Below are 26,958 nucleotides of genomic sequence, written 5' to 3' on the forward strand. Positions count from 1 at the left end.
AAGCACTTTGAAACGCTGAATTATTCTGTCCTCAAATCGATTCCGATTTAAAGAATCATGCAGTAAAAACGACTCCCAATCCGGAGTCGCCATCCATGCTGAACGAGAACAAGCCCGTCGAGCAACTGACCGAAAGCGAAGCGGCGGAGGAACTTGCCTTCCTCGCGGCCGAACTCGCCCGCCACGATGCGCTCTATCACGGGCAGGATGCGCCGGAGATCTCGGACGCGGATTACGACGCGCTGAAGCGTCGAAATGATCTGATCGAGCAGCGCTTTCCGGCGCTGGTCCGCGAGGATAGTCCCTCGAAGAAGGTCGGCGCGGCGCCTTCGCTGACCTTCCAGGCGGTCGTCCATGCCCGGCCGATGCTCTCGCTCGACAACACCTTTTCCGACGAGGATGCGCGCGATTTCGTGGCCGGCATCTACCGCTTCTTGGGCAAGCTCCCCGACCATTCCATCGCCTTCACCGCCGAGCCGAAGATCGACGGGCTCTCCATGTCGCTGCGCTACGAGAACCGCCGGCTGGTCACGGCAGCGACGCGCGGCGACGGCACGACGGGAGAGAACGTCACCGCCAATATCCGCACGATCCGCATGATCCCCCAGGCCTTGCCGGCCGATGCGCCGGACGTCGTCGAGGTCCGCGGCGAGATCTATATGGCGAAATCCGATTTTGCCGCTCTCAATGCCGAAATGGCGGCCCAGGGCAGGCCGCTCTACGTCAATCCACGCAACACGGCGTCCGGATCGCTGCGCCAGCTCGACGCGAAGGTGACGGCGAGCCGCAAGCTGCGCTTCTTCGCCTATGCTTGGGGCGAGATGTCGGCAATGCCCGCGGATACGCAGTTCGGGATGGTCGAGACCTTCAAGGCCTGGGGCTTCCCGGTCAATCCGCTGATGCAGCGGTTCTCCTCCGCCGACGAATTGCTGGAGCACTATCACCATATCGAGCGCGAGCGGCCGGATCTCGATTATGATATCGACGGCGTCGTCTACAAGGTCGATCGTCTCGACCTGCAGGCACGGCTCGGCTTCCGCTCACGGAGCCCGCGCTGGGCGACGGCGCACAAGTTCCCGGCCGAACAGGCCTTCACGCGGCTCAAGGGGATCGACATCCAGGTCGGCCGGACCGGCGCCTTGACCCCGGTCGCGCGGCTGGAGCCGATCACCGTCGGAGGCGTCGTCGTCACCAATGCGACGCTCCACAACGAGGACTATATCCGCGGCCTCGGCAACAGCGGTGAGCCGATCCGCGAGGGGCGCGACATCCGCATCGGCGACATGGTGATCGTCCAGCGGGCAGGCGACGTCATCCCGCAGATCGTCGACGTGGTGATGGATGAGCGGGCAGACGGGGCGGAGCCCTACAGGTTTCCGACCACATGCCCGGTCTGCGGCAGCCATGCGGTGCGCGATATCAACGAGAAGACCGGCAAGGTGGACGCCGTGCGCCGCTGCACCGGCGGCTTCGTCTGCCGGGCGCAGGCGGTCGAGCACCTGAAGCACTTCGTCTCGCGCCACGCTTTCGATATCGAGGGGCTGGGATCGAAACAGATCGAATTCTTCTTCGAAAGCGAGGATCCGACGCTGTCGATCCGGACCGCGCCCGACATCTTCACGCTGGAGCGCCGTCAGGCGGCGTCGCTCACTAAGCTCGAAAACATAGAAGGTTTCGGCAAGGTCAGCGTTCGCAAGCTCTATGAGGCGATCAACGCCCGCCGTTCGATCGCGCTGCATCGCTTCATCTACGCGCTCGGCATCCGCCATGTCGGCGAGACGACCGCCAAGCTGCTCGCGCGCTCTTACGGAACTTACGAGCACTTCGGCGCCGCAATGGTGGAGGCGGGCAGCCTCGCCGGGGATGCCTGGAATGAGCTCAACAGCATTGAGGGCATCGGCGAAGTCGTCGCGCGTGCCATCGTCGAGTTCTACAAGGAGCCGCGCAACCTGAAAGTCGTTGCCGATCTTCTCGAAGAGGTGACGCCGGAGAGCGCGGAAACACGGGTGGCGACGGACAGCCCGGTCGCCGGCAAGACCGTGGTCTTCACCGGTTCGCTCGAAAAGATGACCCGCGACGAGGCGAAGGCGAAGGCCGAAAGCCTTGGCGCTAAGGTGGCGGGTTCCGTCTCGAAGAAGACCGACATCGTGGTGGCCGGTCCCGGCGCCGGCTCGAAGCTCGATAAGGCCCACGAGCTCGGCGTCCAGACGATGGACGAGGACGAGTGGCTGGCATTGATCGGCGGGTAATGCGGAGCGGGCGCGCCGCCTCTCACTCCTCATTCCTGTGCTTGTCACAGGAATCCAGCCGCACCGCGTCGGCGGTGCGGAGAGGGTCTCTTGCACCCTGTCGATCAGGCGGGCTGCTCGGCCGACATATCCATCCACATGAATTCCCAGACATGGCCGTCGAGGTCCTGGAAGCTCACGCCATACATCGAGCCGTAGTCGATCGCCGGCTTCCAGGGCTTGCCGCCGGCGGCGATCGCCTTGTCGAACATCTCGTCGCATTCGGCCCGGCTGCCGGCGGAAAGCGCGGTGATCACCTCCGTGGCGCGCGCGGTGTCGCTGATCTCGCCGACAATAAAGCTACGGAATTTCGGCTCGGTCAGAAGCATGGCGAAGATATTGTCGTCGATGACCATGCAGGCGGCCGTATCATCGGAGAATTGCTCGTTGAATGTGAAGCCGAGGGAGGAGAAGAAGGACCGCGAGGCTTTCAGGTCCTTGACGGGAAGGTTAACGAAAATCATGCGCATGGAAGCGTTCCTCGTGATGATGTTGACGGGCCAAGGACGAAGGCGGACGTCTTCTGCCGACAGGTAGGAAAGAGATTTATCTGGCGCCGGGAAAACGGCTTTCAAGGGCTGGCTTACCTCCGTCCGCGGTAACGGGCGCACACCAATTCCATTTGTATTTTTGCGCTGCACAAGATAGACCTTGCAGCCAAAATTTGTGCAATTGCCTTTTCGCGGGGCTGGCTTCTCGCCATATCAGCGAAGCGGGGCGCGTCTTTCCCGCCCCGGCGGATTGGAGGGTCCGGAGATGAAGACGATAGCGACCATCGCCGAGCTGCGCGCAGCCCTTGCCGAGCACCGGCGCGGCGGCAAGACGATCGGGCTGGTGCCCACCATGGGCTATCTTCATGTCGGCCATATGGAGCTCGTGCGCCGCGCCCGCAGCGAGAACGACGTGGTCGTCGCCAGCATCTTCGTCAACCCGCTGCAGTTCGGTCCGCACGAAGATCTCGCGAAATATCCGCGCGATCTCGCTCGCGATCAGGAGATGCTCGAGGAAGGCGGCGTCGATTTCCTCTTCGCGCCGGGTGTTGCCGACATGTATCCGCAGCCGATGGAGACGATCGTCGACCTGCCGAAGCTCGGCTCCGAGCTCGAAGGCTCGGTGCGGCCCGGGCACTTCGCCGGCGTCGCGACGGTGGTCACCAAGCTCTTCAATATCGTCCAGCCGGATCGCGCCTATTTCGGCGAGAAGGATTTTCAGCAGTTGCAGATTATCCGTCGCATGGTCGCGGATCTCGCTCAGCCCGTCACCGTTGTCGGCGTGCCGACAGTCCGGGAAGCCGATGGGCTCGCCTGTTCGTCCCGCAATGTCTACCTGACTGCCGATGAACGCCGGGCGGCGGCGGTCGTGCCGAAAGCGCTCGACGAGGCCGAGCAGCTGATCGCGAGCGGCGTCACCGATCCGGCCGTTGTCGAGAAGGGCGTCACCGATTTCCTGTCGAGCGAGCCGTTGGCATGCCCCGAGGTGGTGGCGCTACGCGATCCCGAGACGCTCGAGCCGGTCGGCGAGATTGGCGACAAGCCGGTGCTGCTCCTGCTTTTCGTCCGCTTCGGCGCGACCAAGCTGCTCGACAATCGCGTCATCGCTCCGAAATCCGCCCGTTTTGCAAAGGTTGCCTGACATGAGCGTCCAGACCACGAAACGGCGGCTCAGCCCCGCCAGCATCGAAGCCTTGAAGGGCGAACGTCCGATCGTCAGCCTCACAGCCTATACGACGCCGATCGCGCGGCTTCTCGACCCGCATGTCGATTTCCTGCTCGTCGGCGATTCGCTCGGCATGGTGCTCTACGGCCTCGACACGACCGTCGGCGTAACCCTCGACATGATGATTGCTCATGGCCAGGCGGTGATGCGCGGCTCGGAGCGGGCCTGCATCGTCGTCGACCTGCCCTTCGGCTCCTATCAGGAATCGAAGGAGCAGGCCTTCCGCAGCGCCGCGCGGGTGCTCAAGGAAACGGGCTGCAGCGCCGTGAAGCTCGAGGGCGGCGCGGAAATGGCCGAGACGGTCGATTTCCTCGTCAGCCGCGGCATTCCGGTGCTCGGCCATGTGGGACTGATGCCTCAGCTGGTCAACACCACCGGCGGCTACCGCTCGGTGGGGCGCAACGAGAAGGAAGTGGCGAAGATCCGCCGCGACGCCAAGGCGATCGACGACGCCGGCGCCTTTGCGATCGTCGTCGAAGGCACGGTCGAGCCGGTCGCGCGCGAGATTACCGCGACATTGCGCTCGCCGACCATCGGCATTGGCGCGTCCCCGGCTTGCGACGGCCAGATCCTCGTCTCGGACGACATGCTCGGCATCTTCAACGATTTCAAGCCGCGCTTCGTCAAGCATTTCGCCGAGCTCGCCCCGGCGATCTCCAAGGCAGCGGAAGACTATGCCAATGAGGTGAAGGCGCGCTCCTTCCCGGGGATCGAGCATACGTTCCAGGCGAAGCGTTAAGCGCCACGGCAATCGCAATCTCTGCCCCTCGGCCCGCAAACGGGGAAAGGGGACTTAAGAGAGCACGGCTTTAGCCTTCTCCCCGCCAGAAGCCGGGAGAAGGTCGCGGCAGCGGGATGAGGGGGCAGAATCGCGTGACAGGACGATCCGTCCCTAAGGGCGGGCGCCCTTCACTGCCGGAAACCAGCAGGGGCCTCCTGACCAATCATCATAAAATTCAATCTGTGCATCAGTGTAATTGAATTGTAGCGGCTTCCCCGAGGGCCTATCTGTCCCGCACGAAGAGCTTGCGAGTGCCGCTCGCGCCGGGCTCCGACCGGAGGAAATCCATGGACAGAGACGAGTTCCGCGAGGGGCTGCGCGGCGGCTTCCCGATCATGATGGCGGCATCGCCTTTCGGCGCCTTGTTCGGGGCGCTCGCCGTCGACAACGGCTTTACGATCGCCGATGCGGTGTTCATGAGCGCCATGGTCTATGCCGGTGCCAGCCAGATGGTCGGCATCGAGCTGTTCGGCAACAATGTCCAGCCTTGGCTGGTGGTGCTGTCGGTCTTCGCCGTCAACTTCCGGCACGTGCTCTATTCGGCCTCGATCGCCAGGCACATCCGCCACTTCACGCTGGTTCAGAAGTTCTTCGCCTTCTTCCTGCTGATCGATCCCCAATATGCGGAAAGCGAGAGGCGGGCCGAGTGCGGGCTTCCGGTCAGCTTTTCCTGGTATCTCGGCTTCGGCCTGATCATCTATTTCCCCTGGCTCATCACCACGGCAATGGGCGCTGTTTTCGGACAGTTGATCGGCGATCCCAGGGTCATCGGCATCGACGTGCTCTTGCCGATCTATTTCCTGGGGCTGGTTCTCGGTTTCCGCAAGCGCGACCGCTTCCTGCCCGTTGTCGCGGCGAGCGCGGTCGCCTCGGTTGCGGCCATGCACTTCGTCGGTTCGCCCTGGCATGTGAGCATCGGCGCGCTTGCCGGCGTAGTGCTTGCCGCGTGCTTGCCGCAGGATCGGCAGCCAAGGGAAATGGCTGCAATCGAAAGGGAGGCCTGAGCCGTGGATGCCCAGCACCTCAACCTGCTCTACCTGATCATCGCCGCGGCGGTCGCCACGTTTGCCACGCGGGTCGGCGGCTATGTGTTGATCACGCAGTTGAAGCACATCCCCCCACGCCTCGAGGCGGCGCTGAACGCTGTTCCGGCGGCCGTGCTGACGACGCTCGTGGCACCCGCTTTCGTCTATGGCGGCTTCGACGTGGCCGCTTCGATGTTCGTCGCCTTCGCCGCGGGGCTTCGCTTCTCGACGCTGCGGATGCTGCTCGTCGGCTGGGTCGTGGTGATGGCGATCCGCCACGTGATCCTGTAGTCGTGGGCTCGCAGCATCCTTTTGGTTGCGCGACGGTGCATTGGCGCCGGCACCGTCATGGATTATCATTCATCCAATGCCGGAGAGGCATGAGCCCTCCGGCCGTGGAGGAGCGACAATGATTACCAGGATCACGTTTGCCCTTATGCTGGCCCTCGCGCCTATGGCCGCCTTCGCCAACCAGTGCCCTTCAATGATGGCCGCAATCGACGCCGCCATTCCGAACGCCTCGCTTTCCGAGGCTGACATGGCCAAGGTCAAGGAGCTGCGCGCGCAGGGCGAGCAATTGCACCAGTCCGGCGATCATGCCGGTTCGGAAGCAGCCCTCGGCGAAGCAAAGAAAATGCTCGGGATCTGAGGGAGAAGCCGGTCTCGTTCCGGCTTTTCAGCTTCCGCCCGAGGCTTGCCGAGGCGGAAAATTCGGAGATTTGCCGGCAATCCAGTAAAATTCTCGGGTTACACGCGAGCGCCGGGGTGCATATAACGGCGTTGTTGGTTGAGACATCAAACCTCCCAACGGAGGCCCGGCTGCCCCCTGTAGCCCCAGCCCACGCCGCCGGGCCTCCCTACCGACCTCTCACCTACACAGCTTACTCAACGTGAAACGGCTTCCGTTGCGGCCTTCAGCCACTGGCGCGTTTCCTCGCCGGCAATGAGCGGCATCAGCTTCTCCCGCGTCTCCGCATGATAATCGTTCATCCAGGCAAGTTCCTCGTCGCTCAAGAGGGCCGGCAGCACGAGCCGCCGATCGATCGGGCAATAGGTCAGCGTGTCGAAGCCGAGCATCGGCAGATCGCCGCCGGCGATCCGCGCGGCTTCACGCACGACGACAAGATTTTCGATGCGAATGCCAAAGGCGCCGGGGCGGTAGTAGCCGGGCTCGTTGGAAAGGATCATGCCGGGCAGGAGTTCCTGGGTGGCAAGCCGGGCGATCCGCTGCGGGCCCTCGTGAACCGAGAGGTAGGAGCCGACTCCATGGCCGGTGCCGTGCGCATAGTCGGCACCCGCCTTCCAGAGCGCGATGCGGGCGAGGGGGTCGAGATCGACACCGCGGGACCCCTTGGGAAACCGCGCCGTGCTGATTGCGATCATGCCTTTCAGCACCAGGGTGAAGAAGCGCTTCTGCTCCTCCGGCACGCTGCCGATCGCGACGGTGCGGGTGATGTCGGTCGTGCCGTTTATATATTGCGCACCCGAGTCGATCAGGAACATGGTTCCTGCCTCGATCGGCCGGTCGGTATCGGTGGTGACGCGGTAGTGCATGATCGCGGCGTGCGAGCCGGCGCCGGCAATCGTATCGAAGGAAATGTCCTTTAGCGGGTTCTGCATGCGCTCGCCGACAGCGGCCCGAACCGCCTCCAATTTCTTGGTCGCGCCGATTTCCGTAAGGCTGCCGGGCTCCGTTCCGGCGAGCCAGGCGAGGAATTCGACCATCGCCGCTCCGTCCTGCAGGTGCGCGCGCAGCGATCCGGCGATCTCTGCAGCGTTCTTGCGGGCGCGGGGCAGGCGGGCGGGATCGATGGCCTCGACGATGACACCGCCCCTCGAACGGATCAGTTCGCCAATGGCGAAGGGAGCGAGATCCGGATCGATCATGATCGCGGCGCCGCTCGCGGCGAGCGATGCAAGCCGATCGCCAAAATCGCCGGGCGGCAGCATATCCGCAAGCTGGGTCAGATAGGCTTCCTGTTCGATCCCCGTCTTCCGCTTGTCGAGAAAGAGCTCGGCGCGACCGTTCGCATGAATGACGGCGCGGGCCAGCGGATGCGGCGTGTGCGGTACGTCGCTGCCGCGGATGTTGAACGTCCAGGCGACGGAGGAGGGGTCGGTCAATACCACCGCGGCTGCCTCGGCTTTTTCCACCGTCGCGGCGATCGCGGCGATCTTGTCCTTGGCCAATTGGCCCGCATGCTCGATCGGCTGGATCGTCACGCCGCCGAGGGGAGCCGCGGGCCTGTCGGTCCAGAGCCGGTCGAGCGGATTGTGGTCGAGGAAGACGAGCGCGCCGCCGATTGCCGCAAGCGCCTTTTCGAGCCGGCGGACCTCCGCCGCGGTATGCAGCCAGGGATCGATGCCGAGACGGAACCCCTTCGGCGCATGCACCTCCAGCCAGACATGCGGCGGCTCTCCAACGAGGTCGCCGCCGGTAAAGACGCTGCCGTCGACCTGCTCCTTTAGTTGGGTCACGTAACGTCCGTCGACGAAAACGACTGCCTCCCGCTGCGTGACAAGGGCGACGCCTGCCGATCCGGTAAAGCCGGTCAGCCAGGACAGCCGCTCGGATGAGACCGGCACATATTCGCCCTGGAATTCGTCGGCACGCGGCACGAGGAAGCCGTCAATGCCGAGCGGCGCGAAAGCGGCACGCAGCGCGGTGGCCCGCTCCTTGCCGAACTGGGGCGTGGAGGTGACGTCGAAGGACTGAAACATGACAATTTCCAATTGGGTTTGGCGGAGAGCCGCAGGGAAGGTGGTGCCATGTTAGCGGAAAGGGCGCTTCGGGGGAAAGAGGCGACATTCTGCCATGCGCGACGACCGCGCACCGCCTCACTCCATTTGTCATACATATGCGCTGCCCGCATGGCTCCCATGCGCCAGTGTATCTTTCTCTATTGAAATAATGGGGTATAAGGGCGCCAACGAACACGGACGAAGGTCCGGCAGTTCAAAAGACTGCAGTTCCGAGATAATTGGTCATCTGTTCTCCTCCTCCCTCAAGGTGGCCAATTTCGGAACGGTAGAGCCCGCTTGAGCGCTCCTCCTCCTCAAGCTCGCGGGCATGGTCGGTCAAAAGCCGGCCAGCGGGCGATGCTCCGGCATCGCCTTTGTTTCGAAAAGGCCGCCCTCCATGAAGGATTGGGCGGCCTTTTCATTTTGGGCTGCCGAGCGGCAGGAAAGATGAGGCGCCGCCCGGAGCGGCGCTTTGCACGGCCAACCTATTTCGTCAGGTGGATCGTCACCCAGCCGTTTCTCCAGATCGTCCGAACATGCCTGAGCCGCTGGCCATTATAGGCGGCGAGCACCTTCCAGCGCTGTTCGGCAAGAATGCCGGAAAGGATGACCGAGCCGCCGGGGGCAAGATTCGCGACGAGCTCGGGTGCCATCTTCATCAGCGGCCGCGCCAGGATATTGGCAATGATGAGATCGAAGGGGGCATGGGCGCCGAAGGCGGTCGAATGAAATCCGGGCGCGGTCGCGAAGGTCAGGCCGGCGACGACGCCGTTGCGGCGGGCATTCTCGGTTGCGACGCGGGTAGCAATCGGATCGATATCGGTTGCGAGCCCCGGTACATGCAGGAGCTTCCAGGCGGCAATCGCCAGCACGCCGCTTCCGGTGCCGAGGTCGAGGACGTTGCGGATGCAACGTGAGTGGGCCACGGAGGCGAGCATTTCAAGGCAGCCAGCGGTCGTCCCGTGATGGCCCGTACCGAAGGCCTGCCCGGCATCGATCTCGATGGCGATCTCGCCGGTCTTCACCTTGTCGCGATCATGCGAGCCGTGGACGACGAAACGGCCGGCGCGCACCGGTGCGAGGCCTTCCAGCGACTTGGCGATCCAGTCGATCTCCGGCAGCACCTCGCGCTCGATCGGAAGATGAGAGAATTCGGCGGCGAGCGCATCGGCAAGGCGCGATCCGACGCTCTCCTCTTCGTGCGCCATCATGTAGACGGAGGCTTCCCAGACGTCGCGCTTCTCGTCGATTTCCATCGTCGCAACGGCGTAACCCTCGTCTTCGAAGATCATGCTGATGACGTCGAGAACGGCTGCCGCCTGCTTCTCGGTGGTGGTGACGAAAAGACGTATCTCGCTCAAGGTTTTTCCCTTCGGCTGCCCCAACGGCCTTTGCGCGCTTCGATTGGGCGCGCGGGCCGCCGCTAACATGATTGGCGCATAAACGCAAAGCGCCGGATGACCGGCGCTTTCGAGGCTATGCAACTGCCCTCAACCCCTTACGAGGTTTTCGAGCTTCTTGACCGCGGTTTCGGGGTTTTCGCCATAGGAGATCGTGCCGCTGAACTTTCCGTCGGCGTCGATCAGGAAGACCGAAGCGGTGTGGTCCATGGTGTAGTCGCCATCAGGCTTCGCTTCGTCAACCGGCACCTTCTTGAAGTAGACCCGATAGCCTTTGGCCATTTCGAGCACCTTGTCCGGCGGGCCGGAGATGCCGGTGATGCGCTTCGACACGTTCGAGACGTACTGGCCGAGGATCTCCGGCGTATCGCGTTCCGGATCGACCGTGATGAAATAGGCCTGCAGCCTCTTGCCTTCCGGATCGACCTTTTCAAGCCAGCCATTCAATTCGAACAGTGTGGTCGGGCAGACTTCCGGGCAATGCGTGAAGCCGAAGAAGAGGGCGGTCGGCTTGCCGGCGAACGCCTTCTCGGTGATCGGCTGGCCGTTCTGGGCCACCAGCGTGAAGGGCACGCCGAAGGGGCCGGCCGACGCCTGTTGTTTCGGCTGGGTCATGTCGTAAGTGAGCCAGCCCAGGAGGGCCACCATGACGAGGATGGCTGCCCAAAGGGCGATGCGGATTGACTTCATCATTGCCACCGGCCTGTTGCGGCCGATTGCCGGCCGTCGATGAACATGGAGGCTTTGATAGCGCTTCGTCGCAACCGGCGCAAAGGCCCAATTGCCGCAGGCGTTTCGCTCCCGTTTTGAGGGCTTACTTGCTCCGCTTGCGCTTTCCTAGAAGCACCAGGAAACGCCCGTTTCGGCGAGCGCGAGGAAAATATCCGCGCCATGGGCGAGCCAGCCCTGGAATGCGAAGAGGCAGACTAGCGCGACCCCCCCGGTGAGAAGGGTCAGCACGAGGGGAGAAAGGGATCTGTTCGTATCCGTGCGCATGAGACGATCATAGCATCACAAAACGGCAAGAAAAGAGGCCGTCCCATCCAGCTTCTTCGAGGCAGTGGGAACGGTGTATTAGCGATTGTTTAAGGTCTCTTTGACACTATCGGCTGACGCGGAGGAGTGCCACCACTTCGACATGACATGAGGTCATCCGGTTGATCGAGCCCGGCTATCCGCATCGATCGCAACGGAGGACCGCGCTCGCGTCGGGCAGGTCCATTGCCACGGACTGCCAGTCAAATGACCACGTCTCCTTCCGAAACCCGCACCCTCTCTGTCAGCCAGCGGCTGGCGACGCTCGCAGCAGCGGCCTTTCTCGGTTTCGGCTGCGTGCTTGGCGTCGGCTTTTACCAAAACAGTCGCTCTGAAGCCGCGCTCGAGAAGGCGATCATCGCTGAGAAAGGCATGAAAACCGCCGAGGATATGCGGTTTGCCAGTATCGAACTGGTACTCATTGCGATGGATACGATCATCGACCGCGAGGAGGGCAGGATCCAGCCGGAGCGGGCGACGCAGATCAAGGAGTCGCTCGCCCTGCTCGACGCGAAGATGCCCGATCTCGAAGCCTTGGCGCGGCTGCTTGGCAAATCCGGGCAGCTCGCGGGTTTCGGATCCGACCTCGCCGCACTCCGCCAGGCGATTGAAGTAGATTTGAAGAGGCTGGTGGAGGACGGCGCGCCGGCGGAGGAATTCGGCCGCCTGGACGATGCGATCGACGGCGGCGGCGAACGCATGAATGCCCTCCTGACTGAAATCACCGACGCTGCGGCCCATCTTGCCACGGCGCGTACCGAGGAAGCGCGCGTCGCTTCGAGCGACGCGCTCCTATTGCAATCCTTTGTGGGCATCCTAGCCATGGCCGGCATGCTGGGGTTGATCTGGTTCCACGGGAACGCGCTTCGCCGGGGTATCCTCGGGCTACGAGACAGCATGCAGCGCATCCACTCCGGCGATTTGACGTCGGCCGTCGCCGCCCTCGACCGCAGCGACGAAATCGGCGAGATGGCCCGCTCGGTCGATCTGTTCCGGACCGCAGCAATGGAAAAGCGCTCGCTCGAACAGCATACCGCCGCAAGCCGCAACGAGATGGAAAGGGACCGCGAAAACCAGGCTGCCGAGCGCGAGCAGGTGGTCGGCCGCATCAAGGCGGCGGTGGACGCTCTCGGCCGGGCGCTCAATCAACTTGCCGAAGGCAATCTCGCAGTATCGATCCGCGAGCCGTTCGAGGAGGGACTCGACACGCTCCGGCGTGACTTCAACAACACGGTCGACCGGCTGAGCCATGTTCTTGGCAATGTGAAGGAGAACGTGATCTCGATCGACGCCAACGGCCGGCAGATGCGCAGTGCCGCCGACGATCTGGCGCGGCGGACGGAAAGGCAGGCGGCATCGCTCGAGCAGACATCGGCGGCTCTCGAAGAGATCACGGTCACCGTCAAGACGGCGACCGACCGCGCCGAAGAGGCAAGCCGCATGGTCGGCGAGACGCGCGTCAATGCCGAGGAATCGGGTCGCATCGTCGGCGAGGCGATCTCCGCCATGGCCCGGATCGAGGGCGCATCCAACGAGATCGGCAAGATCATCAACGTCATCGACGAGATCGCCTTCCAGACGAACCTCTTGGCGCTCAATGCCGGCGTAGAGGCAGCGCGGGCCGGCGAGGCCGGCAAGGGCTTTGCGGTCGTCGCTCAGGAGGTCCGCGAACTCGCGCAACGGGCGGCGGGTGCTGCGAAGGACATCAAAGCGCTGGTCACGCGCTCGGGTACCGAGGTCGAAACCGGCGTCAAGCTGGTCCAGGCGACCGGCGATGCCCTTGGCCGCATCGGTACAAATGTCGCACGCATCAACGAACACATGAGCTCCATCGTACAGGCGGCGCGCGAGCAGTCGACCGGACTCCACGAGATAAATACCGCGGTCGGCCAACTCGATCAGATGACGCAGCAGAATGCCGCGATGGTCGAACAGACCAATGCGGCGAGCCACACGCTCGCCCAGGATGCCGAGAAGCTCAGCGAGCTCCTGAGCCAGTTCCGCAACGGGCAGGTCAGCGAAACGACGATGCGGGCCGCTGCTCCGGCAGCGGCGGCGCCGTCCATCAAGACAAGCGCGGCAGGCTCGAGCATGCAGGCCGGTGCACGCAAGGCAGTGGCCGCCAAATCCGTTGCGCTCCATCAGCCGGCAGCTGCCCAGGCATCCACCCGTCCGGCTCCATCTCCCGCCAAGGCCCTGATGGGCAAGCTGGCGGGCGCTTTCGGCAACACATCGGCCGCCGTACCCTCCGTCACGGCCTCCGGTGACAATTGGGAAGAATTCTGATCATGAGCAACGCAATCAAGCAGTCCGGCGCCTATCTCGAAATCGTCTCCTTCCACCTCGGGGACCAGGAATTCTGCATCGACATCATGGCGATCCGCGAGATTCGCGGCTGGGCGCCGGTGACACCGATGCCGCATACGCCGCCCTACGTGCTCGGCCTCATCAACCTGCGCGGCGCGGTGATCCCCGTCATCGACATGGCATGCCGGCTCGGCATGAAGATGACCGAGCCCTCGGAGCGTTCGGCGATCATCGTCACCGATATCAACGGCAAGCTCGTCGGCCTCCTGGTCGAGCAGGTTTCGGACATGATGACGATCCGCAGCGAAGACCTGCAGCCGGCGCCGGAAATCATTCCGGAGGCCCAGCGTGCCTTCTGCCGCGGCATCGTCGCGCTCGAGAAGTCGATGGTGTGCTTCCTCAACCTCGATACGGTCATTGCCGACGAGCTGGCCCAGGCCGCATAGGCCCGGATGCTCGTAGAGACACATGCAGGGGCCCGCGAGAGCGGGCCTTTTGCGTTACGGCGGGGCGTCGGTAGATCCGGCGAGGGGCAAAGGTGCAGCTAGCTGGTCGGGAGGCAGTGACGCTCGCGTGCAGGAACACCTGCACGGCATCCGAGTTATGAAAGGTGCAGCGTCGGTGAGGAGATCTTATACTGTTAGTCGCAGCGTCCGTTGAAGTCGGATGCTGAAACGGACAAGGAGCAATGCCATGAGAGTTTCTCCAAGAGCTTCATTCGCCGCATTTGTCCTCTCGTTCGCGCTTGCCGGAGCCGCCGCACCGTCCTTTGCGAACGGCTTCTATCAGGGCATCGACCCGCATCATCCGCCGGGAACGCAGAACAGAGGGTCGGTATACGTCCCGATGGTGGAGAGCCCGTATTACGTCGATCGCGGCGTCTATGTTGATCCAGCGCCGACCGGCAGCATCTACGTCGACCCCGCACCCGTGTATGTCGAGCCGGTGCCGATGGGCATCTACGGCGGATCGCCCTCTCAAGTCCGCGAGCGCTACGAGAACGAGTACCAGGGCGGCGGTCAGGGCGACTACTACCAGGGTATCATCCCACCGGCTCCTGTTCCCTGAGCGACAGGAGCCCGGCAAGCCCGCCGGCCGGCCGAGCGAGGTGAGCGCCGGCGCGGCTTTCCGGCCGTGGACAGGATCTCGCGCCATCGAGGCCCGCCACTGCGTCAAGTTAAAGTTGCTTCATCTCCATCACGGTTGCAGGAGCAATCGTGACGAAACATTGACTGTGCGGAGGAAGCCAAGGCAGCGAAAGGTGTTATGCTGGTAACAGCAGCATTCGTTAGGAGGCCGTATGCTGCCATGTTGCATCCGTCAGGAGGCGAGGATGCTGAATGGAGATAGGAGCTAAGGTCATGAGATTTTCTCTAAAAACATCATTCGCCGCATTCGTCCTCTCGTCCGCGCTTGCCGGTGTTGCCGCACCAGCCTTCGCGGATAGCTATTACCAGGGCATAGACCCGCATAACCCTCCGGGGACGCAGAACAATACGCGCGTGCTGATGCCGCGTAGCACCACGCCGTCGAACGTCGACGTCATGCCCACGGGCAGCATCGACGGACAGCGCGTTACGCCCATCGGTGGCACCACCTACAGGGAAAGATACGAGTCGGGTGAGGGCCAATACTATCGCGGCATCTTTCCGCCGACGCCCTGATGTCCTGAGCAATCGGGCCCCGAAGGGGCCAGCTTGCATACTGCCGCCGCAATTGCGGCGGCAGTGCTTATTGGGGACGGCCCTTTTCCCAAGTGACGGTCTGGCCGAAGAGCGGAACGGTGGTGATCGACATCTTGGCCGACCCGTCGGTCAATTGGCGCGAATGGGCGAGATAGATCAAAGTGTCGTTCGCCTTGTCGTAGATGCGGGTCACGAGCAGATCCTTCCAGATAAGCGACAGGCCGGACCGGAAGACTTCCTCTCCCTCGTTCGACAGATCGATATCGCCGATGCTGATCGGACCTGTCTGGCGGCAGGCGATCGAGTTGTTCGAGGGATCCTCGAACCAGTTGCCGTTCTTCAGGCGGTCGATGACGCTGCGATCGAAATAGGTGACGTGGCAGGTGACGCCGTTGACCTTCGGATCGCGAACGGCATCGATCTTGATATCGTTGCCGAGCCAGTCGACGCCGACTTTGCCCACTGTCTCGGCGCGAGCAGGGGGCGCGGCCGTGGCGGTCAATGCCAGAGCGGCGAGGAGCAGGGTGCGGGTGCGGCGAGACATGGGATCCTCCAACGAGCAGCACCGTTCACATAGGTGGCGGCGCGGGCGATGCAAGATGTCGCGGGGCCGCTGCTGCGCTCATGCGCTGTGGCGCATCTGATCCTGGTGAGGGACGTCGGCCTGTCGCAGCTGCGCCGCGGCGGCTGCAAGCACCCGGGCGCTGGCATCGATATGGCGAGGCCTGGCGATCGAGCAGCGATCACGGCCATCGGCCTTGGAATCGTAAAGTGCCAGATCCGCGCGGATCATGACGTCCATGATCGTGTCGCCGGGTGCCGCTGCGGCGATGCCGATGCTGACCGTCAGGCGGATGCGCTGATGCGCCCGACCAACCGGCGTGTCGCGCACGGCGCGGCAGATCGCTTCGGCGACTGCTGCAGCCTGCTCTTCCGAATGGTCCGGCAGCACGATGCCGAATTCCTCGCCACCAATCCGCCCGAAGATACCGCGCCTGTCGAGGAAAGCGGACACGGTCTTGACGAAATGGGCGAGCGCCATGTCGCCGCAGGCGTGACCGTATTGGTCGTTGATCTGCTTGAAATAGTCGAGGTCGAGCTGGAGGAAGGCCGCCGGACGATGATCGGCAAGACAATGGGCGATCGTTTTCTCGCCGTCTTCGATGAGCGCCCTGCGCGACAGTGCGCCCGTCAGGGGGTCACGTGCGAGCATCGTCTTGAGACCAACGATGACGCGATTCTCGATCGTCAGGATAACCGCGACGAAAAGAGTGGGGAGGAAGAATATCTGCAGAAAGGCAAGGGAGAATTCGAAGACTACCGATGAAGGGGAGGCCGAGAGTTCAGGGGAGGTCTCGGGCGCGGATCGGACAGCGTGAACGAGCCCGGCAAAGGCGACCGTCAGAAGGCCGGGGACGCCGGCGCGCAAAGCCGGCTTGTCGTTCGCCCATTCATCAACGGCCGGGAGGCCGATGACGACAAGCAGAGCCGCGCCGCAGCCGGCGATAACGATCATGCGCGCGCCGAAGCTGTCCTCGCTGCCCGCATCGACGAGAAGGCCCGCCGCCGCAGCAACAAATGCCATCGTAGCACAGAAGCCGATTGAGGCGGATTGGTCGTCGAGTCGGCGAAAACCGAGAAAGAGCGCGAAAAGGGCAAAGATCAGCACCGCATGGCCGGGCATTGCGGCGAGCGGAAACCCGAACGACGTCGCCGCCATCAGCAGCGCCGTTGCAATCGCCGATAGTGAGCAGGCGATCGCGAATTCCCGGACGCCGGCCTTTTCGGAGCTTCGCAGTCGTAGAAGGGCGGGCAGTAGGGCAAAAAGCGAAATGACCGATATGGCAGGGAAAATGCTCATTTCGAAACGGCCTGTCGTGCTAAAATGAAGCGGATGGCTTTCGGGGCAGCGGTATGCGTGAACAAATTCGTAGCGGCGCCGTGTTAACGAAGGCCGGCCAAATTCGCTGCAATTTGAGCGTTTGGTCTTTCTCGCACTGGTTGCGACAAGAATCTTCACCCGCGCCATCCAGTCGGATACGGGAGCACACGGTTCTCGGACGATTCATCCAACCTAAGGGGCCGATACCTCTCATGATATGCATCGGTTCAACCTGTCAGACGATGCTCCGGAGCGTGCTCCATGTCGGATGAGAGACCTTGCTTCGCAGACCGGATCGACGCGGGGCGAAGGCTCGCTGCTGCCATCGCAAGCGAGGGCATTGCCGAGCCCCTGGTGATGGCGCTGCCACGCGGCGGCGTGCCGGTTGCCTTCGAGGTGGCGACGGTCCTCGGTGCTCCGCTCGAACTGCTGATCGTACGGAAGATCGGCGCTCCCGGACAGGCCGAGTTCGGCCTCGGCGCGCTCGTCGATGGCGACGAACCGCAACTGGTGCTCAACGCCGAGGTCATGCGCCTGGTCAAACCCTCACAGGAATATATCGATGCCGAGGTGTCGCGTCAGCGCCTGGAACTGGAGCGCCGCCGCGAACTTTACCTCGGCGACCGGCCGCGCATTTCTCCGGCAAGGCGCAAGGTCATCCTCGTCGACGACGGGATTGCCACCGGCGGCACGGTGAGGGCCGCCGTCCAGGCGCTCCGGAAGGCGGGCGCTGCGGCACTTGTCGTGGCCGTCCCGGTGGCTCCGCCGAGTGCAATCGCCGGCCTTCGCCGTCAAGTGGACCGGGTCGTCTGCCTCGCAACGCCTCATCCCTTTCATGCGGTCAGCATCTATTACGACGATTTCGAGCAAACCACCGACGCCGAGGTGATCGCGCTGATGCGGCGCGCGAAAGGAGAAAGCGCAGCAAGGGCCCCTTCGGATGAAAATCAGTGATCGACGGCATGCGGCTGCCAGATAGACCTTGCCGAAATCAAGGGTTATGCTGGCGCCCCCGCAACGGCCTTTCCGGTGGGTTCGACGATGAGTGAAAACCTTTCCATCCGCCCGGTCGTCCGGGGCGACTACGACCAGTGGCTGCTGCTCTGGGAGGGCTACAACGCCTTTTACGGACGTTCGGGCGAAGCCGCACTCGCTCCCGACATCACCCATATGACCTGGTCGCGCTTCTTCGATGCCTATGAACCGATGCATGCCCTGGTTGCCGAGAACAAGGGCCGGTTGGTCGGGCTCACCCACTTCATCTTTCACCGCACCACCACGGCAATCCAGCCGAACTGCTATCTCCAGGACCTCTTCATCAACGAGGCAGCCCGCGGCAGAGGGGTCGGCGAGGCGCTGATCAACGGGGTCTTCGAAGCAGCGCGACGCGCCGGCACCTCGCGGGTCTACTGGCTGACCCACGAGACCAACCTCAAGGCGATGCGGCTCTACGACAAGGTGGCGGAGAAGTCGGGCTTCGTGATGTATCGGATGGTGATCTGAGGGGGCGCGTCACACTCTTTCCACAAACCCCTCCAGCACGCGCTTCTGTCCGGCGCGGTCGAAATCGATCGTCAGCTTGTTGCCTTCGACCGCGGCAATGTTGCCGTTGCCGAATTTCAGATGGAAGACGCGGTCGCCGACGCTGAAGCGGGACGGTTCCGCAGTCGTCGACTTGGCGACGAGCTCGCCCTCGATGGTGCGGGTGCGGGGACCTGACTCGCCGTAGCCGATGCGTTCGACGGCATGGCCGGAGCGGCTGCCCCAATTGTCGCGGGTGGCGTCCGAGCGGTGCTGCTGGGCGCGCTTCCAGCCGGGCGTCTGGTAGCTGTTCTCGAACGGATCGGCCTTGTCGAAGCGGGATTGGCCATAGCCGCCGCGATTGTAGCCGCCATAGGAGACGTCCTGCTCGGCGACCTCGACATGGTCGACCGGCAGTTCGTCGAGGAAGCGCGACGGCATCGTCGACTGCCAGAGGCCGTGAATGCGGCGGTTCGAGACGAACCAGATGTGACAGCGGCGCTTGGCGCGGGTGATCCCGACATAGGCGAGGCGGCGTTCCTCTTCGAGCCCGGCGCGGCCGCCCTCGTCGAGTGCCCGCTGATGCGGAAAGAGACCTTCCTCCCAGCCCGGCAGGAAGACGGTGTCGAATTCCAGGCCCTTGGCCGAGTGCAGCGTCATGATCGACACGGCATCCATGTCCTCGTTCTGCTCGGCATCCATGACGAGCGCGACATGCTCCAGGAAGCCGCGCATTGATTCGAAGGCCTCCATCGAGCGGATGAGTTCCTTGAGGTTTTCAAGCCGCCCCGGCGCTTCGGCCGACTTGTCCGCCTGCCACATCGCCGTATAGCCACTCTCATCCAAGATCTGTTCGGCAAGCTCCGTGTGCGGCGTCGTTTCGAGCAAGGTCTGCCAGCGGCGGAAATCGGTGACGACGTCGAACAGCGCCTTGCGCGCCTTCGGCTTCAACTCGTCGGTCTCGATGATCTCGGTTGCGGCGGCGAGCATCGGAATGTCGCGGGCGCGGGCATAGTCGTGCAGGGTTCGAACGGTGGTGTCGCCGAGGCCTCGTTTCGGCGTGTTGACGATGCGCTCGAAGGCGAGATCGTCGGCCGGCTGGCAGACGAGGCGGAAATATGCCATGGCGTCGCGGATTTCGAGCCGCTCGTAGAAGCGCGGGCCGCCGATGACGCGATAATTGAGGCCGAGGGTGACGAAGCGGTCTTCGAACTCGCGCATCTGGAAGGAGGCGCGCACCAGGATCGCAATGTCGTTCAGATTGTGCTTCTGGCGCTGGAGCTGTTCGATCTCCTCGCCGACGGCGCGGGCTTCCTCTTCGGAATCCCAGGCGGCGTGCACATGCACCTTCTCGTCGTCCGGGTGGCTGCGTTCGGTGAAGAGTGTCTTGCCGAGCCGGCCCTCATTGTGGGCGATCAGATGCGCGGCGGTGCCGAGGATATGCTCGGTCGAGCGGTAGTTGCGCTCGAGCTTGATGACCTTGGCGCCCGGGAAGTCCTTCTCAAAACGGAGGATATTGTCGACCTCGGCGCCGCGCCAGCCGTATATCGACTGGTCGTCGTCGCCGACGCAGCAGATGTTTATCTGCTGCTGTTTGTTTGCGCTCACGCTGTCGCCGCCTGCGCGGCTGCGCTCCGCGGGGGCGGACGAAACGTCGTCCGGCCAGCCTTGGCTGGCTCGGGCTTCGCCCGCAGGCGTTTCTCTCACGACGGCCTTGCCGCTCTGCGGCCGCTGCGCCAAGAGCCGCAGCCACATATATTGCGCCGTGTTGGTATCCTGGTACTCGTCGACGAGGATATAGCGGAACTTGTCGTGATAATCCTTGAGCACGTCCGGATTGGCGCGGAACATGCGGATCGGGTGCAGCAGCAGGTCGCCGAAGTCGCAGGCGTTTAGCGTCACCAGGCGGTTCTGGTAGGCGGCGTAGAGCTCGCGGCCCTTGCCGTTCGCGAAGGCGCGGGCGTCGCCCTCGGGGATATGCGCCGGATCGAGGCCCTTGTTCTTCCAGGTGTCGATCATGGCGGCGAATTGCTTGGCCTGCCAACGCTTGTCGTCCAGCCCTTCGGCCTGGATAAGCTGCTTGATCAGCCGCACGACGTCGTCGGTGTCGAGGATGGTGAAATCGGATCTCAGCCCCACGAGTTCGGCATGGCGGCGCAAGAGCTTGACACCGATCGAGTGGAAGGTGCCGAGCCAGGGCATGCCTTCGACCGCATGGCCGACGAGCACGCCGATGCGCTCCTTCATCTCGCGCGCCGCCTTGTTGGTGAAGGTCACGGCGAGGATCTGCGAGGGATAGGCGCGGCCGGTCGACAGGATATGGGCGATGCGGGTGGTCAGCACGCGCGTCTTGCCGGTGCCGGCGCCGGCAAGCACGAGCACCGGGCCCTCCAGCGTTTCGACGGCTTCGCGCTGTTCCGAGTTGAGACCGGAGAGATAGTCCGGCCGTTGCGCCTTGTCGCGGGCAGCCATGGCGCGCGCCGCGATGCCGCCGGCGGCAGGGGCGGGTTTGCGCGGCGCCGGCTCCTCGTCGAAGAAGGGGATGTCGTCGAAACCTTTGCTCATGCGGCCCAATGTAGTGATTCGGGACCGAAAGGCCAGAAAGGATGTTCTTCTTTTATTCCGGAGTCTCGTCGGATTTCTGCAAACCTGTGGAAAGACAGGCGTTTTCAGCGCTGGTGTTTCGATGTCGCTATCGTTCGGCCGTGGCGTCGAAGGCCGGATCGACCGGGACCTGCAGCGCGGTCGCCAGCTGGTTGGTCTTGGCGGCAAGCGAAATGACGCGCAGCAGATCGGCATGCTCGGCTTCGCTCATCCCCTTTGCCTTGGCGGCGGCGGTGTGCGAGTGGATGCAATAGCCGCAGCCATTGCTGACGGAAACTGCGATGTACAGCATCTCCTTGACCAGCGGATCGAGCGCCGAGGGCGTCGCCATCACCGCCTTGACCTCCGCCCAGGTGCGTTCCAGCAGGTCCGGATCGAAGGCGAGCCACAGCCACATATTGTTGATGAAGTCCGATTTCCGCGTGGCGCGGATGTCGTCGAAAACCGCCTTGACGCGCAGGTTCGATTCGGGGTCGGACGGCGGCGCAACGGTGCTCATGATGCTTCCTTCCGAGGTTCTAAACGAGGGCGAAAACGCGCGCCGGCCCGCCGGTGCCGCCGCGGTGCTTCGGCGCGCCGAGGACGAGCGTTGCGCCCTTGGCCGGTAGCTTGTCGAGATTGGCGGCGGCTTCCAGCCCCCAGCGACCCTCCGGCAGCCAGGCGCGGTGGGTGGCGAAGTCAGGAGATATGCCGTGATCGAGCGAGAGCGTGTCGACGGCAATGCCGGCAGCCTTCGTTTCCTGGAGCAGAAACTTGGCTGCGTCGACATGGAAGCCGGGGAAGTGCAGCTTGCCCTCGGCGTCGGCGTTGCGGAACTTCTCCGTGCCGAGATGGGCCGTCCAACCGGAAAGCATGGCGACGCAGGCATTCTCCGGAACATCGCCATTGGCGGCGATCCACGCCTTGATGTCCTCGGGTGTGACCTGCGCGTCCGGGTCGGCTGCCGCCCTCTCGCGAATGTCGACGATGCAGAGCGGCACGAGGAGTTTTTCGACCGGCAGTTCCGCGACCGAGAGGCCGTCGGCGGAGAAATGCAGCGGCGCATCGACATGGGTGCCGGTATGTTCGTTCACCCGGAGCTCGAACAGGTTGAACGTATGTTCGGCAAAGTTGAACTTCTGCTCGCGGAAGAACTGCTGCTGGCCGAAGAAGGTCGGAAACTCCTCATGGAGTTCATGGGTGAGGTCGGTGACGCTCGTATGGCCGGTGGCAAGCGCCGGCGGCGCGACCCCCATGCCGGCGGCCGCGGCGCCCGCCGATGCGACAGCGGCGGCGCGGAAGAAGCTGCGCCGCGACAACATTTGCTGCTTTACCGATTCGATCACGCATGCATCGCACATGTGCTTTCTCCCCCCTTTTTCAACGTCCGGTTTCATGAGGCAGAATAGCCGAGCCGCGGCGGCTGTAAACAGCGATCGACGAGCGCCGGCATGCGGGGGCGCCATGATGCGGACAACAAATTCTGCTTTCATTACAAATGCGTAATGATGGCGTTCCGAGATTGCCCGAAGGCGCGCAAACAATGATACTTGCGGCAACTCGGAACGTTCCGCCGGTACGCGCCGCGCTGGAGCGCGTATCTTATTCGGAGACATGCATGCGCTTTTTGAAGCAACTGGCGGTCAGCCTCCTCGTACTCGTCGTCGGGGGAGCCGCCTGGGTGCGCTTTGCCCCCGGAGCGGGTGAAACGCTGGGGGCGATTGGTGTTTCGCATCCGCTGATCGATGCGCTCTCCGGATCTGCGGGCGGCGAGGGAGCCGGTGGCCCCCGCAACGGCGGGCGCGGAGAAGGTGGGCGCGGCTTCTCGGACGCGGCGCTCGTGGTCGTCAGGCCGGCTGAGAGCGCGATCGTCAACAATAGGCTGAACGCCATCGGCAATGGCGAAGCAATCCGCTCGGTGACCGTGACGCCCGCTTCCACGGGTAATCTGACGGAAATCCTGGTAAAATCCGGCGACAGGATCGAGGAGGGCCAGGTGATCGCGCGGCTCGACAGCGACGAGCAGATGATTGCCGCCGAGCAGGCCCGGCTGACGCGCGACAGCGCCCGGGAAAAGGTCGAGCGCTATCGCAATCTCGGAACGGCCCGCGCGGTTACCGCGGTCGAGATCCGCGACGCCGAGATCGCCATGCAGGCCGCCGAACTGGCGCTGAGGACGGCTGAGCTCGATCTCAAGCGGCGCGACGTCGTGGCGCCTTCGAAGGGCATCGTCGGCATCATCACCGTCAATGTCGGCGACTACGTCACCACGTCGACGCCGATCGCCGTCGTCGATGACCGGTCGCAGATCCTGGTCGATTTCTGGGTGCCGGAACGCTTCGCCAGCAAGATTTCCGTGGGGCAGCCGGTCACCGCGAATGCGGTGGCGCAACCCGGCCGCCAGCTCACCGGCGCCATTCATGCGATCGACAACCGCCTCGATCAGGCAAGCCGCACGCTCCGGGTGCGGGCGCGGATCGAAAATCCGGACGACATGCTGCGTGCCGGCATGTCCTTCTCGGTCACGATGGCCTTTGACGGCGATCGCTATCCGACCGTCGACCCGCTGTCTATCCAGTGGAGCTCGGAAGGCTCCTATATCTGGCGCGTCAGCGGCGACAAGAGCCAGCGCGTGCCGATCAAGATCATCCAGCGCAATCCCGACAAGGTGCTGGTCGAGGCGCAGATCGCCGAGGGTGACCGCATCGTCACCGAGGGTGTGCAGCGGCTTCGCGACGGCGGCGCGGTGCGCATAGCCGGCGAGGCAAGCCCCGAACGCGAGCAGAAGGTGGCGGGGGACGCGCAATGAACATCGGCATTGGTGGTCACCCCGGCGGGCAGGGCGGCAAGACCGGCTTCACCGCGCTCTTTATCCGCCGGCCGATTTTCGCACTCGTCGTCAACATGCTGATCGTGGTCGCGGGGCTTGCCGCCTGGAACGGCATCGAGATCCGCGAGCTGCCGCAGGTCGACCAGCCGGTCATATCGGTGACGACGGAGTTCGAGGGCGCCTCGCCCGAGACCATCGATCGCGAGGTGACCTCGGTCATCGAAGGTGCGGTGTCGCGCGTCCAGGGCATCAAGGGCATTTCCTCGTCGTCGTCCTTCGGCCGCAGCCGCGTGACGCTCGAATTTTCCGACACGACCGACATCGGCCAGGCGGCGAACGACATTCGCGATGCGCTCGGCCGAATCAGCGGCCAGCTGCCGGACGACGTGGAAGAGCCGCGCATTGTCAAGGCCGATTCCGACAGCCAGCCGATCATGCGCCTGGCGCTGACCTCCGACACCATGTCGATGGAGGACATGACGCTGCTGGTCGAGAACGAGATTAGCGACCGGCTGGCGGCCGTCGAGGGCGTTGCCGATGTCACCGTCTATGGCGACCAGGAGAAGATCTTCCGCATCGACCTCAACCAGGCGAAGCTCGCCGGGCGCGGCGTCACCGTCGCCAATTTGCGCGAGGCGCTGGCGAATGCTTCCTACGACGTCCCGGCCGGCTCGCTGACGAGCGCCAGCCAGGAGATCTCGGTCCGGGCGACTGCGGACCTGCAGACGCCCGAGCAGTTCGAGAACCTGATCCTCGGCAGCAATGTCCGGCTGCGCGACGTGGCGACGGTGACGCTCGGCCCGGACACCGGGAGTTCGGCGTTGCGCTCCAATGGCCGCCAGGGCATCGGTCTCGGCATCATCCGCCAGGCGCAGTCGAACACCGTCGATATTTCCGAAGGCGTGCGCAAGGTGGTCGATACGATCTCCTCGGACATCCTGCCGGCGGGCACCGAGCTCAAGATCACCAGCGACGATGCGGTGTTCATCAATGGCGCAATCCATGAGGTGGAGATCGCGCTGGTCGTCGCCGTCTTCATCGTCACGCTCGTCATCTATCTATTCCTGCTCGACTGGCGCGCGACGCTGATCCCGACGATCAGCATGCCGATTGCGCTTGTCGGAACGGTGGCGGCGATCTATCTCGCCGGCTTCTCGATCAACATCCTGACGCTGCTTGCGATCGTGCTGGCGACCGGGCTTGTCGTCGACGACGCGATCGTGGTGCTGGAGAACATCGTGCGCCGCCGAGCGGAAGGCCTGGGTCCACGCGCGGCCGCCGTGCATGGAACGCTCGAGGTCTTCTTCGCCGTCCTGGCGACCACTGCGACGCTGGCGGCCGTCTTCGTGCCGCTCTCGTTCCTGCCGGGGCAGACAGGCGGGCTTTTCCGCGAATTCGGCTTCGTGCTCGCTTTCTCGATCCTGCTGTCCTCCTTCGTTTCGCTGACGCTTTGCCCGATGCTCGCCTCGCGCATGCTGACCAGCGAGGCGCATGCGCATCAAGGCCCGATGGCGCGCTTCGGCCAGCGTGCCGCCGGCTTCTACCGCGTGACGCTCCGCGCCTGCCTCAATGCGCCGCTCGTCGTCTTCACGGTCGCCGCCTTCTTCACAGTTGCCGGGGCGGCGGCGTTCATGACGCTGAAATCGGAGCTGACGCCGAACGAGGACCGGTCGCAGGTGATGCTCCGGATCAACGCGCCGCAAGGCGTCTCGCTCGAATATACGCAGGCCCAGATGCGCCGGATCGAGGAGGGGCTGCAGCCGCTCGTCAAATCCGGCGAAGTCACCAATGTGTTTTCGATTTCCGGCCAGGGCGGTTCGGCGAATAGCGGCTTCATGGTGCTGACGCTCGCCTCCTGGGAGCAGCGTGAGCGGTCCCAGCAGCAGATCGTCGCGGATATCAACAAGGTGACCGCCAAGGTTCCCTCGGTCCGCGCCTTCGCCATACAGCCCAACAGCCTCGGTATTCGGGGAGCCGGCAGCGGCCTCCAGGTGGCGCTGGTCGGCAACGACTATACGAAGCTCGGCGATGCTGCGGCGAAACTGGTGCGGGCCATGGAAGATACCGGCCGCTTCGAGAACGTGCGGCTGAACTACGAGGCGAACCAGGCGCAATTGTCTGTGACCATCGACCGCGAGCGCGCCTCCGACCTCGGCGTCGACATCAGTGCGCTTTCCTGGGCGATGCAGGCAATGCTCGACGGCAGCAGCGTCGTCGACATCTTTGTCGAGGGAGAGGCCTATCCGGTCAAGCTGCTCTCCTCCACCACGCCGCTCAACGATCCCACCGACCTGCAGAACATCTTCGTCAAGGCCGGCGACGGCCGGATCGTGCCGATGTCGTCGATCGCGACGATCGAGGAGAAGGCCGTGGCGCCCCAGCTTGCACGCGAATTGCAGCTCCGCGCCGTCTCGCTGTCGGCCGGCCTGAAATCCGACCTCGCACTCGGCGAGGCACTGACGATGGTGGAAGACATGGCCGAGCCGCTGCTGCCGCCGGGGTCGCGTGTCATGCCGCTCGCTGAAGCCGCGACGCTCGACGAGAACGCCAGCGGCCTCTTCATCACCTTCGGCTTCGCGATCGTCATCATCTTCCTGGTGTTGGCGGCGCAGTTCGAAAGCTTCGTCAGCGGCATCATCATCATGTCGACGGTGCCGCTCGGCCTCGCCTGCGCCGTCTTCGCGATGATCATGACCGGCAATACTCTGAACATCTACAGCCAGATCGGTCTCGTCATGCTGGTCGGCATCATGGCGAAGAACGGCATCCTGATCGTCGAGTTCGCCAACCAACTGCGTGACCGCGGCCACGACGTGCGCAGCGCCATCGAGAACGCCGCCAATATCCGTCTGAGGCCGGTGATGATGACGATGATCGCCACCATCGTCGGCGCCGTGCCCCTGGTGCTCGCGAGCGGGGCAGGGGCTGAAGCGCGCATCGCACTCGGCTGGGTGCTCGTCGGCGGCCTTGGACTTGCGGTGATCGTGACCTTGTATCTGACCCCGGTCGCCTATCTCGTCATCGCCCGCTTCACCAGTCCGCACGCGGACGAGGAGCGCAAGCTGCACGAGGAAATGGATGCGGCGGCGGCGTTCAAAGGGTGAGGGGCCGGTCTACTGCATGTCTCCTTAAATCGACCTCGATTTAAGAACAACGACATGCA

At 63.7% G+C, this 26,958-nt stretch carries 24 protein-coding genes; 14 read left to right on the forward strand and 10 right to left on the reverse strand.

All coding sequences use genetic code 11. The features are described 5' to 3' along the window. The first annotated feature begins 95 nt into the window (after positions 1-95). A complete protein-coding gene (ligA, locus tag CO664_RS05330; protein WP_097538092.1) occupies positions 96-2,249 on the forward strand; it encodes an NAD-dependent DNA ligase LigA in 2,154 nt (717 codons plus the stop codon). A 104-nt stretch (positions 2,250-2,353) separates the two neighbouring features. Here ligA and CO664_RS05335 read toward each other — a convergent pair whose 3' ends face one another. After that, complete coding sequence (locus CO664_RS05335; protein WP_037386935.1) at positions 2,354-2,758, reverse strand: VOC family protein; 405 nt, start codon at positions 2,756-2,758, stop codon at positions 2,354-2,356. A gap of 286 nt (positions 2,759-3,044) precedes the next feature. Here CO664_RS05335 and panC point away from each other — a divergent pair, with 286 nt between their 5' ends. The 5 genes from panC (at position 3,045) to CO664_RS05360 (ending at position 6,459) form a co-directional block, all read left to right on the forward strand. Then, positions 3,045-3,920, forward strand: a complete 876-nt coding sequence (panC, locus tag CO664_RS05340) for a pantoate--beta-alanine ligase (protein ID WP_037415506.1) — start codon at positions 3,045-3,047, stop codon at positions 3,918-3,920. Between the two features lies 1 nt (position 3,921). Continuing rightward, the gene (gene panB / locus CO664_RS05345) at positions 3,922-4,743 is read left to right on the forward strand and encodes a 3-methyl-2-oxobutanoate hydroxymethyltransferase (protein WP_037415510.1); all 822 of its coding nucleotides are present in this window, start codon (positions 3,922-3,924) and stop codon (positions 4,741-4,743) included. A 329-nt stretch (positions 4,744-5,072) separates the two neighbouring features. Then, positions 5,073-5,789, forward strand: a complete 717-nt coding sequence (locus tag CO664_RS05350) for an AzlC family ABC transporter permease (RefSeq protein WP_097525340.1) — start codon at positions 5,073-5,075, stop codon at positions 5,787-5,789. 3 nt (positions 5,790-5,792) lie between these two features. Then, positions 5,793-6,101 carry an AzlD family protein gene (locus CO664_RS05355; RefSeq protein WP_037415515.1) on the forward strand — a complete coding sequence of 103 codons (309 nt, stop codon included), beginning with the start codon at positions 5,793-5,795 and terminating at the stop codon, positions 6,099-6,101. A 118-nt stretch (positions 6,102-6,219) separates the two neighbouring features. After that, positions 6,220-6,459: a hypothetical protein gene (locus CO664_RS05360; RefSeq protein ID WP_037415517.1), complete on the forward strand. Its 240-nt coding sequence runs from the start codon at positions 6,220-6,222 to the stop codon at positions 6,457-6,459. A gap of 236 nt (positions 6,460-6,695) precedes the next feature. Here CO664_RS05360 and CO664_RS05365 read toward each other — a convergent pair whose 3' ends face one another. From CO664_RS05365 to CO664_RS30560, 4 genes are all read right to left on the reverse strand, one after another. Continuing rightward, positions 6,696-8,531 carry an aminopeptidase P family protein gene (locus CO664_RS05365; protein ID WP_097538093.1) on the reverse strand — a complete coding sequence of 612 codons (1,836 nt, stop codon included), beginning with the start codon at positions 8,529-8,531 and terminating at the stop codon, positions 6,696-6,698. A 506-nt stretch (positions 8,532-9,037) separates the two neighbouring features. Continuing rightward, positions 9,038-9,913 (reverse strand): 50S ribosomal protein L11 methyltransferase, encoded by an 876-nt coding sequence (locus CO664_RS05370; RefSeq protein ID WP_037415522.1) that lies wholly within the window; start codon positions 9,911-9,913, stop codon positions 9,038-9,040. Positions 9,914-10,042: 129 nt separating this feature from the next. After that, entirely contained in the window at positions 10,043-10,642 is a 600-nt protein-coding gene (locus tag CO664_RS05375; RefSeq protein WP_097525407.1) for an SCO family protein, read from the reverse strand. A 147-nt stretch (positions 10,643-10,789) separates the two neighbouring features. Continuing rightward, on the reverse strand, positions 10,790-10,948 hold the full coding sequence (locus CO664_RS30560) for a hypothetical protein (protein WP_097538094.1): 159 nt from the start codon (positions 10,946-10,948) through the stop codon (positions 10,790-10,792). A 246-nt stretch (positions 10,949-11,194) separates the two neighbouring features. Between CO664_RS30560 and CO664_RS05385 the strand changes: the two genes are divergently transcribed. The 4 genes from CO664_RS05385 (at position 11,195) to CO664_RS05400 (ending at position 14,958) form a co-directional block, all read left to right on the forward strand. Beyond that, positions 11,195-13,273, forward strand: a complete 2,079-nt coding sequence (locus tag CO664_RS05385; protein WP_097538095.1) for a methyl-accepting chemotaxis protein — start codon at positions 11,195-11,197, stop codon at positions 13,271-13,273. Positions 13,274-13,275: 2 nt separating this feature from the next. Beyond that, entirely contained in the window at positions 13,276-13,740 is a 465-nt protein-coding gene (locus tag CO664_RS05390; protein ID WP_037415530.1) for a chemotaxis protein CheW, read from the forward strand. Positions 13,741-13,987: 247 nt separating this feature from the next. Further along, entirely contained in the window at positions 13,988-14,362 is a 375-nt protein-coding gene (locus tag CO664_RS05395) for a hypothetical protein (protein WP_037415532.1), read from the forward strand. Between the two features lie 293 nt (positions 14,363-14,655). Continuing rightward, complete coding sequence (locus tag CO664_RS05400) at positions 14,656-14,958, forward strand: hypothetical protein (protein ID WP_037415569.1); 303 nt, start codon at positions 14,656-14,658, stop codon at positions 14,956-14,958. Positions 14,959-15,025: 67 nt separating this feature from the next. On the opposite strand, the gene CO664_RS05405 is transcribed toward CO664_RS05400, so the two are convergent. Beyond that, on the reverse strand, positions 15,026-15,523 hold the full coding sequence (locus CO664_RS05405) for a CreA family protein (protein ID WP_097525345.1): 498 nt from the start codon (positions 15,521-15,523) through the stop codon (positions 15,026-15,028). A gap of 78 nt (positions 15,524-15,601) precedes the next feature. Next, positions 15,602-16,840, reverse strand: coding sequence for a GGDEF domain-containing protein (locus tag CO664_RS05410; protein WP_176536494.1), 1,239 nt, complete (start codon positions 16,838-16,840; stop codon positions 15,602-15,604). A 282-nt stretch (positions 16,841-17,122) separates the two neighbouring features. Here CO664_RS05410 and CO664_RS05415 point away from each other — a divergent pair, with 282 nt between their 5' ends. Together CO664_RS05415 and CO664_RS05420 are read left to right on the forward strand one after the other, a co-directional pair. Then, positions 17,123-17,815 carry a phosphoribosyltransferase family protein gene (locus tag CO664_RS05415; protein WP_097525347.1) on the forward strand — a complete coding sequence of 231 codons (693 nt, stop codon included), beginning with the start codon at positions 17,123-17,125 and terminating at the stop codon, positions 17,813-17,815. An 87-nt stretch (positions 17,816-17,902) separates the two neighbouring features. Next, positions 17,903-18,364 (forward strand): GNAT family N-acetyltransferase, encoded by a 462-nt coding sequence (locus CO664_RS05420; RefSeq protein ID WP_037415551.1) that lies wholly within the window; start codon positions 17,903-17,905, stop codon positions 18,362-18,364. A 9-nt stretch (positions 18,365-18,373) separates the two neighbouring features. On the opposite strand, the gene CO664_RS05425 is transcribed toward CO664_RS05420, so the two are convergent. The 3 genes from CO664_RS05425 to CO664_RS05435 form a co-directional block, all read right to left on the reverse strand. Continuing rightward, positions 18,374-20,947, reverse strand: coding sequence for a UvrD-helicase domain-containing protein (locus CO664_RS05425; protein WP_097538097.1), 2,574 nt, complete (start codon positions 20,945-20,947; stop codon positions 18,374-18,376). 127 nt (positions 20,948-21,074) lie between these two features. Beyond that, positions 21,075-21,485 carry a carboxymuconolactone decarboxylase family protein gene (locus CO664_RS05430; protein ID WP_037415560.1) on the reverse strand — a complete coding sequence of 137 codons (411 nt, stop codon included), beginning with the start codon at positions 21,483-21,485 and terminating at the stop codon, positions 21,075-21,077. 19 nt (positions 21,486-21,504) lie between these two features. After that, a complete protein-coding gene (locus tag CO664_RS05435) occupies positions 21,505-22,326 on the reverse strand; it encodes a cyclase family protein (protein WP_097538098.1) in 822 nt (273 codons plus the stop codon). 257 nt (positions 22,327-22,583) lie between these two features. Between CO664_RS05435 and CO664_RS05440 the strand changes: the two genes are divergently transcribed. Both CO664_RS05440 and CO664_RS05445 read left to right on the forward strand, forming a co-directional pair. Next, positions 22,584-23,774 carry an efflux RND transporter periplasmic adaptor subunit gene (locus CO664_RS05440; RefSeq protein ID WP_097525350.1) on the forward strand — a complete coding sequence of 397 codons (1,191 nt, stop codon included), beginning with the start codon at positions 22,584-22,586 and terminating at the stop codon, positions 23,772-23,774. Continuing rightward, the gene (locus tag CO664_RS05445; protein ID WP_097538099.1) at positions 23,771-26,899 is read left to right on the forward strand and encodes an efflux RND transporter permease subunit; all 3,129 of its coding nucleotides are present in this window, start codon (positions 23,771-23,773) and stop codon (positions 26,897-26,899) included. The genes CO664_RS05440 and CO664_RS05445 overlap by 4 nt, the downstream gene beginning before the upstream one ends. Positions 26,900-26,958 lie beyond the last annotated feature (59 nt).

The sequence above is a fragment of the Sinorhizobium sp. NG07B genome (genome assembly GCF_002532005.1).
In the GTDB taxonomy this organism is placed as follows: domain Bacteria; phylum Pseudomonadota; class Alphaproteobacteria; order Rhizobiales; family Rhizobiaceae; genus Sinorhizobium; species Sinorhizobium fredii_C.